At 48.9% G+C, this 17,120-nt stretch carries 13 protein-coding genes; 9 read left to right on the forward strand and 4 right to left on the reverse strand.

Going from position 1 to position 17,120, the window contains the following annotated elements; genetic code table 11:
• Positions 1-385: 385 nt before the first annotated feature.
• Together I2G61_RS06580 and I2G61_RS06585 are read left to right on the forward strand one after the other, a co-directional pair.
• On the forward strand, positions 386-3,154 hold the full coding sequence (locus I2G61_RS06580; RefSeq protein ID WP_195397009.1) for an ATP-binding protein: 2,769 nt from the start codon (positions 386-388) through the stop codon (positions 3,152-3,154).
• A gap of 505 nt (positions 3,155-3,659) precedes the next feature.
• Entirely contained in the window at positions 3,660-6,473 is a 2,814-nt protein-coding gene (locus I2G61_RS06585; protein ID WP_195548065.1) for a transporter substrate-binding domain-containing protein, read from the forward strand.
• Between the two features lie 387 nt (positions 6,474-6,860).
• Here the strand turns inward: I2G61_RS06585 and I2G61_RS06590 are convergent, their stop codons facing one another.
• A complete protein-coding gene (locus I2G61_RS06590; RefSeq protein ID WP_139248617.1) occupies positions 6,861-7,064 on the reverse strand; it encodes a hypothetical protein in 204 nt (67 codons plus the stop codon).
• A 97-nt stretch (positions 7,065-7,161) separates the two neighbouring features.
• Positions 7,162-8,175 carry a LacI family DNA-binding transcriptional regulator gene (locus tag I2G61_RS06595; protein WP_072684667.1) on the reverse strand — a complete coding sequence of 338 codons (1,014 nt, stop codon included), beginning with the start codon at positions 8,173-8,175 and terminating at the stop codon, positions 7,162-7,164.
• 310 nt (positions 8,176-8,485) lie between these two features.
• Here I2G61_RS06595 and I2G61_RS06600 point away from each other — a divergent pair, with 310 nt between their 5' ends.
• The 3 genes from I2G61_RS06600 (at position 8,486) to mglC (ending at position 12,124) form a co-directional block, all read left to right on the forward strand.
• Positions 8,486-9,520, forward strand: coding sequence for a galactose ABC transporter substrate-binding protein (locus I2G61_RS06600; RefSeq protein WP_072684668.1), 1,035 nt, complete (start codon positions 8,486-8,488; stop codon positions 9,518-9,520).
• Between the two features lie 79 nt (positions 9,521-9,599).
• On the forward strand, positions 9,600-11,108 hold the full coding sequence (locus I2G61_RS06605) for a sugar ABC transporter ATP-binding protein (RefSeq protein ID WP_195397011.1): 1,509 nt from the start codon (positions 9,600-9,602) through the stop codon (positions 11,106-11,108).
• 14 nt (positions 11,109-11,122) lie between these two features.
• A complete protein-coding gene (gene mglC / locus I2G61_RS06610; RefSeq protein WP_072684670.1) occupies positions 11,123-12,124 on the forward strand; it encodes a galactose/methyl galactoside ABC transporter permease MglC in 1,002 nt (333 codons plus the stop codon).
• A 49-nt stretch (positions 12,125-12,173) separates the two neighbouring features.
• Here the strand turns inward: mglC and I2G61_RS06615 are convergent, their stop codons facing one another.
• Together I2G61_RS06615 and I2G61_RS06620 are read right to left on the reverse strand one after the other, a co-directional pair.
• Complete coding sequence (locus tag I2G61_RS06615) at positions 12,174-12,698, reverse strand: hypothetical protein (protein ID WP_072684671.1); 525 nt, start codon at positions 12,696-12,698, stop codon at positions 12,174-12,176.
• A 166-nt stretch (positions 12,699-12,864) separates the two neighbouring features.
• Complete coding sequence (locus I2G61_RS06620) at positions 12,865-13,350, reverse strand: hypothetical protein (RefSeq protein WP_195548066.1); 486 nt, start codon at positions 13,348-13,350, stop codon at positions 12,865-12,867.
• A 232-nt stretch (positions 13,351-13,582) separates the two neighbouring features.
• Here I2G61_RS06620 and I2G61_RS06625 point away from each other — a divergent pair, with 232 nt between their 5' ends.
• The 4 genes from I2G61_RS06625 to I2G61_RS06640 all read left to right on the forward strand — a co-directional run bounded on the left by I2G61_RS06625 (position 13,583) and on the right by I2G61_RS06640 (position 17,092).
• A complete protein-coding gene (locus tag I2G61_RS06625) occupies positions 13,583-14,797 on the forward strand; it encodes a CobW family GTP-binding protein (protein WP_195548067.1) in 1,215 nt (404 codons plus the stop codon).
• A gap of 3 nt (positions 14,798-14,800) precedes the next feature.
• The gene (locus tag I2G61_RS06630) at positions 14,801-15,739 is read left to right on the forward strand and encodes a GTP-binding protein (RefSeq protein WP_072684674.1); all 939 of its coding nucleotides are present in this window, start codon (positions 14,801-14,803) and stop codon (positions 15,737-15,739) included.
• 303 nt (positions 15,740-16,042) lie between these two features.
• A complete protein-coding gene (locus I2G61_RS06635) occupies positions 16,043-16,552 on the forward strand; it encodes a methylated-DNA--[protein]-cysteine S-methyltransferase (RefSeq protein ID WP_072684675.1) in 510 nt (169 codons plus the stop codon).
• Between the two features lie 42 nt (positions 16,553-16,594).
• Complete coding sequence (locus I2G61_RS06640; protein WP_072684676.1) at positions 16,595-17,092, forward strand: GNAT family N-acetyltransferase; 498 nt, start codon at positions 16,595-16,597, stop codon at positions 17,090-17,092.
• The last annotated feature ends 28 nt before the right edge of the window (positions 17,093-17,120 follow it).

Below are 17,120 nucleotides of genomic sequence, written 5' to 3' on the forward strand. Positions count from 1 at the left end.
GCTGAAAAAACAAACAAATTCAAACCGCAGGCAAGGACTTTCAGAGAAATTCACGCTTCGCGAAACGAACAGGACGGAACCATGACGCCTGAATGAAGCAGTGATCAGGAAAGTCTGAACTTTGCGGAACACAAAGCGGGAAAACGGGCAGAATTCAGGCGAAGTCTTTTCCGCTAAAACGCAGCCGAAGTTGTGAAAAACTGCCCTTCAGAAGGGAATCGTATTATTTTCCTGTGGAAAAAACGTAAATTCAGGCAGAAAGAAGTAAGCCGGAAATTTTGTGTTTTCAAATCGTTAGGAATGCTCTAAAATATAACCGTCGGCAGAGCTGCCGGACCACTCCGCAGCTCAGGTTTAAACGCTGAATTTCAGCCGGAGGTTGCGTATGATTTCAAGGTTAAAGAAAATAAGCTGTTTGTTCGCCGTCGTCTTCCTGACGGTGTTTTGTTTTGTTCCCTCAGCGGCCAAAGCCCAGTCCTCAGAAGACGATGGGGAAGTATTAAAAGTTGCTTTCCCTGAAAACACCGGGATCAGTGAAATTTATGAAGACGGCACCTATGGCGGGGCGGTGTATGACTGGCTGCATGAAATTGCCAAGTATACCGGATGGAAATACGAATTCATCACCGGTTCTGCCAACGATCTTTTAAAAGGCATGGCGGATGGCGAGTATGATCTGATGGGCGGCATGTATAAAATCGAGGGAATTCGTGATTTGTACTGCTACCCGGAATACATCATGGGCTCCAATTATAACTTGCTGATTTATCCGCAAAGCGATTCGACGATCAAGAGCTTTGATTATTCCACGCTCAACGGCAAGAAGATCGGCGTTTTCAGCAGGGCGACGGCTAAAATCGAGCGGCTGAACAAATTTCTGTCGTTCAACAAACTGGATTGTGAACTGGTCTATTATTCCGACGCGCAGGCTTATGTTAATTGTCTGGACAATCAGGAAGTGGATCTGATGCTGGGCAACGACGTTTATCTGGAAGAAGATTATAATGTTGCCGCAAAATTTGAAGCCGATCCTTATTATCTGGTGACTTCGCTTAACCGGCCGGATTTGTGCGAGCAGCTCTCCGCGGCCATGAATGCGATTTATTCAGCGAATCCCAACTTTGCGGACGAATTGTATCAAAAATATTTTCCGCAGGATTACGTGAACAGGATTGATTTTACAGCGGAGGAAAAAGCTTACCTTGCCCAGTCGCCAACCCTGCGGGTCGCGGCGCTGAAAGAAAACTATCCGCTGTTGTATCAGGAGGGCGGTCAGCTCAAGGGCATTCTGCCCTCCTGTCTTCAGCTGATCACGCAGCGGACAAATTTGAATTTCGAATATGTATACGGCGAAACGATGACAGAACTGGAAACGCTGGTCCGTGAAGGAAAGGCGGATTTGATCGGCATGTATCTCAACGACGACCAGGCTGCCGATCAGTCCGGCTGGACGCGGACTCCGAGCTATGCCCGACTGGATCTGGTCGTGCTGATGAATAAGCGCACCTCAGCTTCGGCCAGTATGACGATGGCTGTGCCGGAAGGCATCACGATGAAGCCGACTCAGCCGGAGGATAAGATTCGCTTTTATAAGACTTATCTGGACTGCATTCGGGCGGTCAATGAAGGCCGGGCAGATTATGTGCGGATGCCGGCTGCCTTTGCGGAGGATTTTTACTCCCGTGATTATTATGCCAATATCAACCTGATCACGCTCAACAACGATCATGAGGAAGTGACGCTGGCGATGCCGCAGCCTGCCGATGTGCTGCTTTACTCGATCTTCAGCAAGGCTATTCATAATTTCTCACAAATGGAAAAAGAATGTCTGGTGTCGCAGAACCTGCTTCAGATTCGAAAGAGCGCAGTGACGATCAAATCGCTGCTGTATTCAAATCCGCTGATGATGCTGAGCGTATGCGTCGGGGGGATCGGCCTGATCTTTGCGGCGCTGCTGGTTTATTACCGCTCGCAGATGAAGACCCGGATGATGCGGCTGCAGCTGGAAAAAGCGGTTGAAACCGGCCGGGCGAAGTCGGATTTCCTCTCGCGGATGTCGCATGAGATCCGCACGCCGATGAATGCGATTATCGGTTTGACGAACCTCGCGCTGCTTTCCGGCGAGGCGACGCCGGCGATTGAGGAAAAGCTGACGAAAATTGATGCGTCCTCTCAATTTCTGCTTTCGCTGCTGAATGATACGCTGGATATGTCGAAAATCGAAAATCAGAAGATGAAAATCGAGGCCCGGCCGCTGGATCTGTCACGGATCTTAAAGCAGATGCAGGATATCTTTGAAATGCAGGCCCGGGAGAAAGGCAATCAACTGGAATTTGACATCGCTTTGGAAGATACCTGGTTTATCGGCGACGAACTGCGGTTAAGTCAGATCCTGACCAATCTGTTATCGAATGCCTGCAAATATACTGAGCGGGGACGGATCAAGCTGAGCGTTGCCGAGAAACGGCTGACCGATCAGTCCGGCGAGCTGTATTTCAGCGTAAAGGATACGGGCATCGGCATCGGCAAGGCTGAGCAGGAGAAGATTTTTCTGTCATTTGAACAGGCGGACAACCGCAATCAACAGACGCCGGGAACCGGATTGGGTCTGGCGATCAGCCGCAGTCTCGTTCAGCTGATGGGCGGCGAATTGAAAGTGAACAGTAAGCTGGGCGCAGGTTCTGACTTTTACTTTACAATCAAGCTGCCGCTGAGCGAAGCGCCGCAGGTTTGCGAGCCGGAAGTCCCGGAAACGGAACTGGATCTGGATGGGATGCGGATCCTTCTGGCGGAAGATAACGACATTAACGCCGAGATCACGATCCAGCTGCTGGAATTGAAAAATGTGATCGTGGAACGGGCGGAAAACGGGCAGCAGGCGCTTGATCTGTTTCAGGCCCGGCCGCAGGGATATTTCGATCTGATTTTAATGGATGTCAACATGCCGGTGAAAGACGGGATGACGGCGGTTCGCGAACTGCGCGGGCTGGATCGGGAAGATGCCCGTTCCGTGTTGATTTTTGCGATGACGGCCAATACATTCCAGGAAGATCGGGAAGCGGCGGTGCAGGCGGGCATGGATGATTTTCTGCCGAAACCTTTTGAAGTGGATCAACTTTATAACGCTCTGCGCAGCACCTTGCGGAAAAGATGAGCCACGAAGGACCTCTTACGCCGTTTCAAGGAAATTTAAAATTCAATAACAGGAAGCGGATTGCCCAAAGCTCAACAAACAGCGCCGGCAATCCGCTGTTTTTTTATTTCCCATTCTTGCTTAAGGATTGGAGAATACAAATCCATTTTCAGGATGGACTTTCCTCGCAGATCGTGAGGAAATAAGACGCCGATGCCATAAAAGAACGCTTTTCTCAGAAATAATCAAGATTATTCGGAATACGGAAATTGGTTTAACAGCGAACAAAGAGAAAAAATACTGAACTTTGCGCAGCGGCAGCGCTTCGCAAAGTATGTTTGCTTTTTTGCATCTTCGCCAGCGGCAGGACAGAAAAGGCAGCGTCTTTGGTAATTTTACTCATGAAATAGAATTGAAAGTCGCTTTTGCTATTTCAAATTGATCGGGAATGGCATAAAATAAGGGTTAAATAGGACCATGCGGAAAACCGTTTGATTGAAGGCAGAGGATGCAAGAGGAGAAAATTATGCGAAATTGGCGGAAATTATTTGTTTTGGGAATCCTCGCTCTGACGTTAAGCGGCTTAAGCTGGACGCCGCTGAGCATTCAGGCGGAGGCTGCGGAGGGCAGTCAGGCCGGCGAAAATCCAGAAGGCGAAGTATTGAAAGTATCATTTCCGATCAGTCCGGGATTAAACGAGGTTTATGAAGACGGCACTTATGGCGGTCTGGTTTATGACTGGCTGCATGAAATCGCTAAATATACCGGTTGGCAATATGAATTCATTACGGGCGATCCTGATACGCTGCTCAGCTCGTTCATCGCCGGGGAAAATGATATCATGGGCGGCATGTATTACTATGACGGCTATGAAAAAATGTTTAACTATCCTGAATACGTGATGGGCTCCAACTATAATTTACTGATTTATCCGCAAAGCGATACGTCGATCAAGAGTTTTGACTATACGACGCTCAATGGAAAACGAATCGGCGTTTTGCGTAAAGCGACAAGCAAAATCGAGCGGCTGCAGAAATTCCTGAATTTTAATAATCTGCAATGCGAGCTGGTTTATTTTGAAGACGCAAAGACCTATACGCAGTGCCTGGAAACGAAAGAAGCCGATTTGCTTTTGGGCAGCGACGTTTATCTGAAAGAAAATTACAATGTTGCGGCCCGCTTTGAAGCCGATTCCTACTATATGGTCACCACGCTGAGCCGGCCTGATCTGTGCGAACAGCTCAACGAGGCGATGAATGCGATTTATTCCGCGGACCCCAACTTTGCCGACAAACTGTATGAGAAATATTTTACGGCGGATTATGCCAACGCCATTGATTTTACAAGTGAGGAAAAAGCTTATTTAAGTCAGTCGCCGACGCTGCGGGTGGCGGTTCTGAAGAATAACTATCCTTTGTTTTATGAGGAAAACGGAGAAAACCGCGGAATCGTTCCGGCTTGTCTTGAACTCATCCGGCAACGCACCTCGCTGCAATTTGAATATGTGTATGCTCAGACGTATGCGGAACTGGCGGAAAAAGTAAAAGCGGGAGAAGCGGATCTGATCGGCGCTTATCTGGACAATGATCAGGCCGCTGATCAAACAGGCTGGACGCGAACCCCGGCTTATGCAAAGCTGGATCAGGTCGTGCTGATGAACAAGCAGACCGGCGCTTCTCAGCCGATGCGCATGGCCGTGCCTTTCGGATTGACCGGAATGCCTTTGCAGGCGGACGACGAGATTCTTTATTATGACTCTTATGAAAAATGCCTGGATGCCGTCAATCATGGAAAAGCGGATTACGTGCGGCTGCCGGCCTCGTTTGTCGAGGATCTTTATTCACGCAGATACTATGCCAATCTGAATCTGATCACAATGAACAATGTTCAGGAGGAAATCGCTTTCGCTCTGCCTTTGCCGCCGAATGTGCTGCTTTATTCCATCTTCAGCAAGTCGATTCATAATTTTTCAGCGACGGAAAGCGAAACCCTGATTTCTGAGAATTTGTTAAAGGTCCGCCAGAGCGCGGCGACGTTGGAATCGTTGATTTATTCCAATCCAATGATGGCGGTTTTGTTCTGTGCCGGTCTGATCGCTCTGATTGCTTTGTGCGTGCTGATTTATTATCGGATTCAGCTCAAAACCCGGATGATGCGGCTGCAGTTGGAAAAAGCGATGGAAACCAGTCAGGCCAAATCGGATTTTCTTTCCCGGATGTCGCATGAAATTCGTACGCCGATGAACGCCATCATCGGTCTGACGCATTTGGCGCTGATGTCTCAGGAGGCGACGCCGGCGCTAAAAGAAAATCTGAAAAAAATTGAAACGTCGTCGCAGTTTCTATTGACCTTGCTGAATGACACGCTGGACATGTCAAAAATTGAAAATGAAAAAATGCAGATCCTGTCGCAGCCGTTTGAATTGGGAGCGCTGCTGGATCACATGCAGGATATCTTCGAAATGCAGGCGCAGATCCATGGCAACTCACTGACTTTTGACATACAGTTGAAGCATGTTTGTTTCAGCGGCGATGCCATGCGGATATCTCAGGTCTTAACCAACCTGTTGTCCAATGCGTGCAAGTTCACAAAGCAAGGCGCAATTACGCTGAGCGTTCGTGAATCCGCGGGGCAGGAAGGTCGGGCAGCGCTGTTTTTCAGCGTTCAGGATACCGGGATCGGCATTGACGAGACGGACTTGAAGAAGATTTTCCTGTCTTTTGAACAAGGTGGAAATCGGGATCAGCACACCCCGGGAACTGGCTTGGGACTGGCGATCAGCCGCAGTTTAGTGCAGCTGATGGGGGGCGAGCTGGAAGTGCGCAGCGAAGTCGGGAAGGGTTCCAATTTCTACTTTACGATCGAGCTGCCGCTCAGTGAAGAAACGGAATTGAATAAACCGAAACATTCTGCTGCGCAGCAGGCCAAGCTGGAAGGTCTGCGGATTTTACTGGTCGAGGACAACGACATCAATGCCGAGATCGCGATCGAGTTATTGGAACGCCGGAAAATTCAGGTGGATCGGGCAGAGAATGGACAGGTCGCTCTGGACTTGTTTACAGGCCATGAGGAAGGGTATTATGATCTGATCCTGATGGATATCAATATGCCGGTGATGGATGGTTTAACGGCAGCCCGACGGCTGCGGGAATTGCCGCGGAGCGACGCACAGAGCGTATTTATTATCGCGATGACGGCGAACACCTTCCAGGAAGATCGCGATCGTGCTCAGGCGGCAGGCATGAACGACTTTTTGCCGAAGCCCTTTGAGGTTGATCAACTGTACGCCGTGCTGGAAAAAAACAATTCAAAAAATGACCAGCCGGGATGTTCAGATTAAGAAAAGCAGCGGCTGCAACGCAGACGATACGATAAAAAAATCCGGATTGCAGAAACTCCGGATTTTCATTTTATTAGAAAGTATCTTTCAATGGCATGAACAATAGGAAGCTCTTTAGAGCTTTAGGCTGCCAAAGCGCTTCAAAGCGCTGAGTTCCCCTCTTTTTAGTTATGCAATGAAAAGAAAGAGAAGAAGAGTTATTCAGTTTTGAATACTTTCTCCAGGACATCCGCAGGAAGCATGAAATGCGGGACTGTATGGTGTATATGGCCTCGATTGTGATAGCGCAGCGAGGAATGGAATACCAGAATTAAAAGAAAGAACGCAGGTCTTGAATCCTTCGAAGATCGCCATTCTCCCAGGAAAGCTGTTTAAGGCAGAACATTTTTACAGCACCGCGAGGCAATGAAGATGCCTGAGCGAAGCAATCTTGATCAAGCCTTCAGCTGTGGAAACAGAAGAGAAAGGAGGAAGCGATCTGACTTCAGGAATTCGCTTCAGGCTGGAAATTAACGAGTGTTCTGGCTGGCCTTGTCTTTTTAAAGGGCGCGCAGCTTTTTCCTGATCGCCGCTTTGTTTAAATTCTTCCAAGGAGCGCAGGCTGAAATTGATCGCCGGTTAACCTGACAAAAGCGTTCTGGCTGAATTCGCTGAATTGCAGAGGGTTGTTTGTTTAGGGGGCCGGCCGTTATTTCTTTGAGCGCGGCTGCGTGCAGGATTGACGCAGGATGAGCGAGCAAGGAAGCATGATCTGCATCGGATAGACTTTATCTTTCGCCGCGAACTGCGTGATAAACTGCGCGGCCAGTTCGCCCATCTGACGAGCCGGCGCGTAGATCGTCGTCAGCGGCGGATTGGTATAGGCCGTATTTTGATTGTTATTGAAGCCAAGAATCGAGATATCCTCCGGCACGCGGTAATTATTTTCATGCAGAGCCCGCAGCGCGCCCATGGCGACCGCATCGCTGGCGCAGAATAACGCCGTCGGCACCGTATGTGCCTGGATCAGATCCTGCATCAGCGCATAGCCGGATTCCACAGTAAACTGATCCCGGCGGACGAAACGGCTGTTGTCCCAGCCTTTTTGCCGGCAGAATTCCTGATAGTAGTGATAGCGTTGTTCAAAGTAGATCTCGCCGTCGGTTGTATGTTCGATGCCGCCCAGAAAACCGATCCGGGAATGCCCCAGACTGGCGAGGTACTCCAATCCCTCATAGACTGCGGTGCGAAAGTCCATGACGATCGTATTGACAAAGATTTTCGGCATGAACAGATCGACGAAGATGACTTTGTCAGTCAGCTTGCGGAATTCGCTGATTTCCTGAGACGAAAACTTGCCGATGCAAATCAGACCATCGAGCATGGAAAGCTTGCTTAAAAAATCAGGATCCCCGCGGAAAGAGCGGATCATTTCGATATTGTTCTGATTCAAATAACTTTCGGCACCGATGCGGATTGAGAGGTAAAACGGATCGTTTAATTCCTTTTCGATGGAATACCACTGCACGATGCCAATGCGGATCGGATTATAATTATTTTTCGTTTTGATTTTCCGTTTGATATAATTTTGTTTCTTGGCTTCGTCGAATACCCGCTGGCGTGTTTGTTCCGCGACCTTCAACGTCGGATCATAATTGAGGATCCGCGAAACGGTGGCGGCGGAGACACCCGCCTGCTGCGCGATTTCTTTGATCGTAGACATAATTATCAACTCTCTCTCTTACTTACTCTAACGAATTTAAGTGAACAAGTCAAAATAATTTACTAAATCAGCTGATCAGAACTCGAAGTTTTACTAAAAGTGATAACGCTTACATTTTGTTTACATCAGGTAAAAATTGGTAAAAACACATTGAATCAGCCATTTTTAAGCCATAAATTCAATATTTTCACAAAATGAAGTTTACTAAAACTAGTTAAAACCACCTCAAAGTTTATCTCAGTTTGTTGACACCGGCACTTGAACCGTCATAGAATGTAAGCGTATACAGAAGCTATACGGAGGGAAAAAGATGAAAAAACTATTTGCTTTTCTTGCATCAGCATTGATGGTATTATCCCTTGCTGCATGCTCCAACAACGGCGGCGGAAATAATGACAAGCCGGCGGATGACGGCGCAGCCGGTACCGACAAGAAGGTTTATAATGTCGGTGTTTCCATCTACAAATTCGACGATAACTTCATGACGCTTTACCGTAAGGAAATCGAAAGCTATTTCAAGACGCTGAATACGGACGAAGTTGAATACAAAGTTACGATTCAGGATGGCAAAGGCGACATGGCTGAACAGACCAACCAGATTGACAACTTCATCGCGCAGGACTATGACGCGCTGATCATTAACTTAGTCCAGGCGACATCCGCAGCCACTGTTATCGACAAGTGCGAAGCGGCGAACAAGCCTTGTATCTTCATCAACCGTGAACCAAGTGAAGAAGATATGAAGAAGGATCCGGGGATGATCACGTATGTCGGCGCTGACGCTCGTCAGTCCGGTAAATTCCAGGGCGAACTGATCGCGGATCTGCCGAACAAGGGCGACCTGAACGGCGACGGCGTCTTACAGTATGTCATGGTTGTCGGCGATCCGGAAAACGTTGATGCGAAATACCGCACGGAATTCTCCATTTCCCAGTATCAGGAAGTCTCCGGCCTGAAAGTTGAAAAATTAGACGAACAGCGCGGCGATTGGGATCAGGCGAAGGGCCAGGAAATCGTAGCGAACGCTTTAACACAGTACGGCGATAAGATCGAAGCTGTCTTCTGCAACAACGACGCAATGGCGTTAGGCGCAGCGCAGGCGATCACCGCGGCAGGCCGTAAGGTCGGCGAAGACATCTATCTGGTTGGGGTTGACGCTCTGGCAGAAGCGATGGATTTAGTTTCTACCGGCGGCATGACCGGCACCGTTCTAAATGACCACATCAATCAGTCACACAAAGCGGTTGACTGCACAGTCCAGGCGATCAATGGCGAAAAGCTGGACGCTTACTACTGGATTGACTACATTAAGGTTACTCCGGAAAACGTAGCAGAATACAAATAAGCAGAAAGAATCCGAAAATTAAGTGTGCCTCCGCGCACACTTAATTTTTCTGGATTATTAAGAGGAAGGGGATTTACGAATGAGCGATTATATTTTACAGATGAAAAATATAAGTAAAAGCTTCCCTGGCGTCAAAGCGCTCGATCATGTCTGTCTGAATGTCCGGCCGGGAACCGTGCACGCATTAATGGGTGAAAACGGCGCCGGGAAATCCACGCTGATGAAATGTCTGTTCGGCATCTACAAAAAGGATGAAGGACAGGTTATTTTCAACGATGAAGAAGTGGATATCAAGGATACCAACGACGCGCTGCATCGAGGCATCGCGATGGTTCATCAGGAACTGCAGCCGATTCCGGACCGCAGCATCGCCGAGAATATTTTCTGCGGCCGCTATCCGATGAAAAAGTTCGGGCCGATGCAGGTGGTGGATCACGCGCGGATGTATAAGGAAACCGAAGAGCTGCTGAAAGAAGTCAACCTGGACTTCAATCCGAAGGTGAAATTGGGAACATTGTCCGTTTCGCAGATGCAGTCGGTTGAAATTGCCAAAGCGGTTTCCGTCAACGCCAAGATCGTCATCATGGACGAACCGACATCGTCGCTGACCGAAAATGAGGTCGAGGGATTGTTCGATATCATTAATAAGCTCCGTTCTAAGGGCGTATCGATTATTTATATTTCTCATAAGATGGAAGAAATTCTGAAAATCTCCGATGAAGTGACGATCATGCGCGATGGCACTTATGTCGGCACCTGGCCGGCGAATGAGCTGACGACGGATCTGATCATACAGCGGATGGTCGGCCGCGAACTGACCAACCGGTTCCCGCCGCGGTTTAACGAACCGGGCGAAGTCGTCCTGAAGGTGGAAAACTTTACTTCGATTGACTCACGCAGCTTCCGCGACGTGACCTTTGAATTAAAGAAAGGCGAAATTCTGGGCATCGGCGGTCTGGTCGGCGCGCAGCGGACCGAGCTGATGGAAGGTCTGTTCGGCGTGCGGCATATTGAAAAAGGCACGGTTACTTATAAGGGCGAAACGATCAAGATTCATCATCCGCGGGACGCGATTAAAAAGGGTATCGCGCTGCTGACGGAGGATCGCCGGGCGACCGGAATCTTCGGCGTCCTGTCGATTTCCGACAATGTTGGCGTCGCTTCGCTGGATAAGTATATTGATTACGGCGTCGTCCTGAACAATAAAAAGTTGGAAAGTCTGGTCAAGGATAACATTGACAAGATGAGCATTAAAACGCCGAGCACGAAAACCCAGATTCAGTCGCTGTCGGGCGGCAACCAGCAGAAAGTCATCATCGCCCGCTGGCTTGCCAATGACCCGGAAATCCTGATCCTGGACGAACCAACCCGCGGCATCGACGTCGGCGCGAAGTATGAAATTTATACGATCATCGCCGATCTGGCCAAACAGGGGAAATCAATAATCATGATCTCCAGCGAAATGCCGGAACTGATCGGTATGAGCGACCGGATCATGGTCATGTGCGAAGGCCGCGTCACCGGTTTCGTTGACAGTAAAACCACGACTCAGGAGGAAATCATGAGTCTGGCGACTAAATATATGTAAGGAGAGGGACTGTTATGGAATTCAATAAGAAAAAAGTCACCGATTTTCTAAGCAATAATGCGATTGTCATACTCCTGGTCCTGTTGGTTCTCTTTGTCGGCTTTACCCGCAAGGGATTCTTCAGCGGCCCGAATTACAGCAATATTATCACCAATGTTACACCGCGGTTCATCATCGCGCTGGGCGTCAGCGGCTGTCTGATCACCAAGGGCACGGACCTGTCGGCTGGCCGAATGGTCGGTTTCGGCGGCGTTATCGCCTGTACGCTGCTGCAGCGTCCGGATTATACTGCGAAATTCTTTGCGAATCTGCCGCAGATGCCGTTAGTCGTCGTCCTGTTGATCGTCATGTTGATCACGGCGTTCTTCGGTCTGCTTAATGGCTGCGTCGTCGCGTATCTGAAAGTTCCGCCGTTTCTGGCGACGCTGGGCATGCAGACGATCGTTTATGGCATTAACCTTGTTTATTCGGGCGCGGATCCGATCGGCGGTCTGCGTTCAGATTTCACCGGCGTGGCGACCAACGCCATGTTTACGGTCGGGAAGTTCAGCTTTAAATGGTTATTCTTGATCGCGATCGCCGCAGGTCTGATCTTCTGGTTTCTTTATAACAAGACCCGCTATGGCAAATACATGTATGCGATCGGCGGCAATGAAAACGCGGCGGAAGTTTCCGGCGTGAACGTCAACCGTTCCAAACTGAAAATCTATACGCTGGCGGGGCTGATGTATGGTCTGGCAGGCTTCCTGTTAGCGGCGAAGTCCGGCGGCGCTTCGGTCAACCTCGGCTTGGGCTATGAACTGGAAGCGATCGCCGCTTGTACGATCGGCGGTGTTTCCACCAACGGCGGCGTCGGCAAGGTTTCCGGAATTCTGTTAGGCGTCCTTGTCTTTGAATTATTGAAGACGTCGATGCAGTATCTGCGGATTGATACGTCGTATCAGTTCATCGTGCAGGGCATCGTTATTATCGTGGCGGTGGCGCTGGATATCCGCAAATATACAGCGAAGAAATAAGCTGAGATTCAGTCGCTAAATTCAATATCAAATAAAAAAGAGTCCGGAATTACTTCTGGGCTCTTTCATTGCGTATCGCTAAGCGAACTTTAATTACGGTCAGCATGAGGAAGGCGGTGATCAGGATGAAGAAGAAGGGGATGAATTCCGGCTGAGTACCGAACATGAACGCCACCAGCATAAACAGAATGAATTGCGTTTTGAGGCGTTTGCGCACGGTGTTGACGTCCTCCTGAATGACTTTATTTTTGATGTCCGCTTTGAAATAAGCTTTTTCATACAACATCGCACTGCCATATTTCATCGCAAAATAGGTGGCGACAAACAGGCCGACCGCCAGGATCAGAATCCAGACCTGCATCTTCCAATTTAATAAGAAGAAGATGAAGACCAGCACGATCGAATACAGAACGGCGCTGAAGCAGAAATAGATCAACAGATCCGCTTCGCTGATATAACGCTTTTGTTTATGACCGCAATGCGGGCAGACGACACGGCCGGGTTCGAATTGTTCAAAGCGGGAATTAACCTGAGATGTAATTGGTTTTCCACAGCTTTCACAGTTAATTTTCATGAATATCACCTTATCTTATTGTACCATATTCTGAGGTGCGAATATAGCGTAAAATCAGGACTGAAGCATAGTGGAAAACGGGCGGACAAGTCCGGGAAATGAAGGGGGGGAGCAAGGCTTTAAGGAGGCGCTGAAGGGGAAGTTAAGAATTCAGAAGGGGAAAGCTTCAGTAAAAGCGCAGAAGAAGCAGACGGAAAACGACAACGATCAGGCTGACGGTTAAAACTAAAATTACTGACGAACGCGTGTTGAAATAGATTAACGTTAGAATCAACCCGCCGAAGCAGATCAGCTGCAGTCCGTTGGCTCGGTTTTTTACATTGCATTGTTCCTGTGCCGATAAAGGTTTGGAAGTCGTTGGTGAAACGCGGTACAGCAGAAACCGGAATTGATCCAGAAACAGAATGCCGCTGCCCAGAAACAGAAGGTTTAGGAATGAGCGAAGTTCGGTCCGGATCCCGACAAAAACAGGCAGGAGTAAAACCAGAGCCAGAAGTAAGCTCAGCATGACCCCCAGATCAATTAAAAAGTCAACCTGCGTCAGGCGGCGCGATTGCAGCGCATGGCAATCAGGACATTCAATCGGTCCGGCGTCATAGCGGGCGAGCGGGCGAAAGCAGTCCTGACCGTTTTTGTGAGGTCGCCGCCGCAATGTTCACATCGGATTTTCATCATTGCCACCTCTTTCTTATTTAAATTAAGTATAGCATAGACGGATGAGGAAGGAAAATTTGGTCAACAATGGAAACTGAGCAGGCAGAAGCCTGTCATTTCCAAGCGGAAAGTGCTAAAATAAGGAACACAGACCAGTCGGATCCTAACGAAAGTTTCGGCTGAATCAAAGATCGCGGATCTGCGGATAAAAAAGGAAAGAAGGATAAATCGTGACACAAATTGATATTATTTCAGGATTTCTCGGCGCCGGAAAAACAACGCTGATAAAAAAACTCTTGCAGGAAGGTTTCCCAAAAGAGAAAACCGTGCTGATTGAAAATGAATTTGGCGAGATTGGCATCGACGGCGGCTTCTTAAAGGAAGCTGGGGTTGAGATTAAGGAAATGAATTCCGGATGCATCTGCTGCAGTCTGGTCGGCGACTTTGCGGAAGCTTTGAAAAAGTGTGCGGAACAATTCCAGCCTGATCGGATCATCATTGAACCGTCCGGCGTGGGTAAACTGTCGGATGTCATCGGCGCCGTTCAGGGAGTTCAGGCAGAAACAGGAATGGAACTGCACAGCTTTACCACGGTAGCGGACGCGACAAAATGTAAGATGTATATGAAGAATTTCGGCGAGTTTTTCAACAATCAGATCGAACACGCCAACACGATCGTTTTAAGCCGGACACAGAAGCTGAGTGAAGAAAAACTGGCGGAATGCCTGGCGCTGATCCGGGAAAAGAACCCGAAAGCGGTCGTCATTACGACCCCATGGGATGCGATCAGCGGCGCGCAGATTCTGGAAGCGATGGAACAGAAGGAACTGATGGAACAGCTGATGAAGGAAGATGAATGTCTGCCGCATCACCATGATCACGACGAGGAATGCGAATGCGGACATCATCATGACCACGATGAGGAATGCGAATGCGGACATCATCATGACCACGATGAGGAATGTGAATGCGGACATCACCATGATCACGACGAGGAATGCGAATGCGGACATCATCATGATCACGACGAGGAATGCGAATGCGGACATCACCATGATCACGATGAGGAATGCGAATGCGGACATCATCATGACCACGACGAGGAATGTGAATGCGGGCATCACCATCATCATCACCATCATCACCATCATGGCCATGATGCGGATGAGGTTTTCACCAGCTGGGGTGTTCAGACAGCCCATGTCTATGATGAATCCGAGCTGCAGCAGGCTTTAAATCAGATCGCTGAGGGCGCGGCAGCCGGCACGATTCTGCGCGCGAAGGGGATTGTTCCATGCACAGATGGAACCTGGCTGCATTTCGATATGGTACCGGGCGAATGCGAAATCCGCCGGGGCGCGGCAGCGGTAGCGGGTATGTTGTGCGTCATTGGCGCACAGCTTGACGAAGCTCAGCTGGCCGGACTGTTTCATGTAAAGGGGTAAACTATGGACGTTCCTGTATATTTATTTACCGGTTTTCTGGAGAGCGGAAAATCATCCATGATGAAGGAAACGCTGTCCGATCCGGAATTCAACGACGGGTCAAAAACCTTGATTCTGGCATGCGAACAAGGCGAAGTGGAATTTGACAAGCCCTTTTTAAAACAAACTCACTCTGTTTTGGTGAATGTGGAAGAGAAGGAAGAACTGACAGCTGATTATCTGGAAAAACTGGAGCACGAATACCGGCCGAAACAGGTATTCATCGAGTTTAACGGTATGTGGAGCGTGACGGAATTTCTGGATATGGAATTTCCCATCAACTGGATGCTGGTTCAGATCATTTCCACTGTGGACGCCCAGACATTTATGATGTATGTCAACAATATGCGTTCGCTGATGTATGATCAGCTGGTGCATTCGGAGATGATCCTGATCAACCGCTGCGACTCCAATACGAAGAAGTCTTTTCTGCGAAGCAATATCAAAGCCATCAACAAAGGCGCGCAGATTATTTATGAATCGGTCGACGGCGGAATTAACGATCTGCCGGAGGATGATCTGCCTTTCGATCTCAACGCCGAGGTGATCGACATTCAGGATGACGATTACGGCCTGTGGTACATGGACGCTCTGGATCATCCATACAAATATGACGGCAAGGTCGTGCGGTTTAAGGGAAAAGTCGTGCATGTGGAAAAGGATAAGCGGTCTTTTGTGATGGGACGTTATGCGATGGTCTGCTGCGCGGAGGATACATCGTTAATCGGTTACCTGTGCAAGTGCGCCAAACCTGTCAACCTGGCGGTGAATGAATGGATTACCGTCACCGCCCGGATTGAAGTCGAATACGATGAGGAATATCAGCGCAATCTGGTCGTTCCGCATGTTCAGGCGCTGAGGATGGAAGATGAATTAAAAGAGGATCTGGTTTATTTCAGCTGAATAAACAAAACGACGTCCGGAAGCACCATGCTTTCAGACGTTTTCTTAAAGAAACGGGACAGTTTTTTAACTGCAAAGCTGTTTTGCATAGCTGATACAGAAACTCAATGATTTTAAAGGGAAAAGGCTTCAGTCTGATCAGGTTGAACGGATGGGCGCTGAAGCTTGCGCACAAGCCTTTTCTTTTCGGCACAGCGAGAGTAAAATGAATACAGCAATACAGTGAGAACAGGCCGGGGATGCTGATGAAGCAAAGCGCAGCCGCCGGTGAAAAATGGAATTGAAAAGTTAGGGAGGAGCCTTATGCGCGCATGTTTTTATCGCCGGACAACACTGGGCATGATCCGGATCGAGGAAAAGGACGAACGGATTGTACGCGTTGATTTTGAACAGGAGTTTCCTGAGGACGAGGAATGTGAAGTAGCGGAAACGGCTTGTTTATGGCAGGCGTTCACGCAGCTGCAGGAATATCTGGAAGGCCGGCGGCAAACTTTTGAGCTGATTCTGCATCCGGACGGAACCGCGTTTCAGAAAGCCGCCTGGCAGGCGCTGATGGAAATTCCGTATGGGGAAACCCGCACCTATAAGCAGCAGGCGGAAAGCATTGGCAAGCCGAAAGCGCTGCGGGCGATCGGCATGGCGAATCATCGGAATCCGATTCCGATTTTTATCCCCTGCCACCGGGTAATCGGGGCGGATGGCTCGTTGACTGGTTATGGCGGCGGATTGGATATCAAGCGCACATTATTGGCACTGGAACGCCGGACATTGGAAAAGAAACGGGAAGATGAGCTGAAAAAAGCGGCGCAGTAACCGCGGACAGCTGTGGAAAATCAAAGAAAAGAGGAAAATTTGATGGAATCATTTGAATTGCGCGACGCTGACGCCGCTTTATTGGAACAAATTGCGGCACTTGCGGAAATCATCTGGCATGAACATTATGAATCTATTCTGGGCGTGGATCAGGTTAATTATATGGTCGAACATTTCCAATCGCTGCCTGCGATGAAGGCGCAGATTGCCAATCAGGGTTATCGGTACCGCGGCGTTTTCCATCAAGGCCAGCTTTGCGGTTACGTTGCGACGGCATTGAATCCGGAATATCTGTTTCTAAGCAAACTGTATCTGGCCGCCGATGCGCGAGGGCTGGGGTTGGCGTCAAAGGTATTGGCGGTTCTCAAAGAAGAAGCAAAAGCGGGAAGCGGCCGGATTCAGCTTACCGTCAACCGCTTCAACGCAAATTCCATTGCGGTTTATCAGAAATGGGGCTTCGTCACACTGCGGGAAGAAAAAACGCCGATTGGCGGCGGTTATTTTATGGACGATTATATCATGGAGCTGGATTGCCGCTAGCAAAGCGGTTCAGGTCAAAAAATCAGGA

Origin of the sequence: Holdemania sp. 1001095H_141210_F2, assembly GCF_015558105.1 — a bacterium.
Taxonomy (GTDB): domain Bacteria; phylum Bacillota_I; class Bacilli_A; order Erysipelotrichales; family Erysipelotrichaceae; genus Holdemania.

What these genes read in the sequence shown, in the direction of transcription:
- I2G61_RS06640 (WP_072684676.1), top strand. Translation starts at nt 16,595, where the DNA reads ATGGAATCATTTGAATTGCGCGACGCTGACGCCGCTTTATTGGAACAA.
- I2G61_RS06585 (WP_195548065.1), top strand. Translation starts at nt 3,660, where the DNA reads ATGCGAAATTGGCGGAAATTATTTGTTTTGGGAATCCTCGCTCTGACG.
- I2G61_RS06615 (WP_072684671.1), bottom strand. Translation starts at nt 12,698, where the DNA reads ATGAAAATTAACTGTGAAAGCTGTGGAAAACCAATTACATCTCAGGTT.
- I2G61_RS06595 (WP_072684667.1), bottom strand. Translation starts at nt 8,175, where the DNA reads ATGTCTACGATCAAAGAAATCGCGCAGCAGGCGGGTGTCTCCGCCGCC.
- I2G61_RS06580 (WP_195397009.1), top strand. Translation starts at nt 386, where the DNA reads ATGATTTCAAGGTTAAAGAAAATAAGCTGTTTGTTCGCCGTCGTCTTC.
- I2G61_RS06600 (WP_072684668.1), top strand. Translation starts at nt 8,486, where the DNA reads ATGAAAAAACTATTTGCTTTTCTTGCATCAGCATTGATGGTATTATCC.
- I2G61_RS06605 (WP_195397011.1), top strand. Translation starts at nt 9,600, where the DNA reads ATGAGCGATTATATTTTACAGATGAAAAATATAAGTAAAAGCTTCCCT.
- I2G61_RS06630 (WP_072684674.1), top strand. Translation starts at nt 14,801, where the DNA reads ATGGACGTTCCTGTATATTTATTTACCGGTTTTCTGGAGAGCGGAAAA.
- mglC (WP_072684670.1), top strand. Translation starts at nt 11,123, where the DNA reads ATGGAATTCAATAAGAAAAAAGTCACCGATTTTCTAAGCAATAATGCG.
- I2G61_RS06635 (WP_072684675.1), top strand. Translation starts at nt 16,043, where the DNA reads ATGCGCGCATGTTTTTATCGCCGGACAACACTGGGCATGATCCGGATC.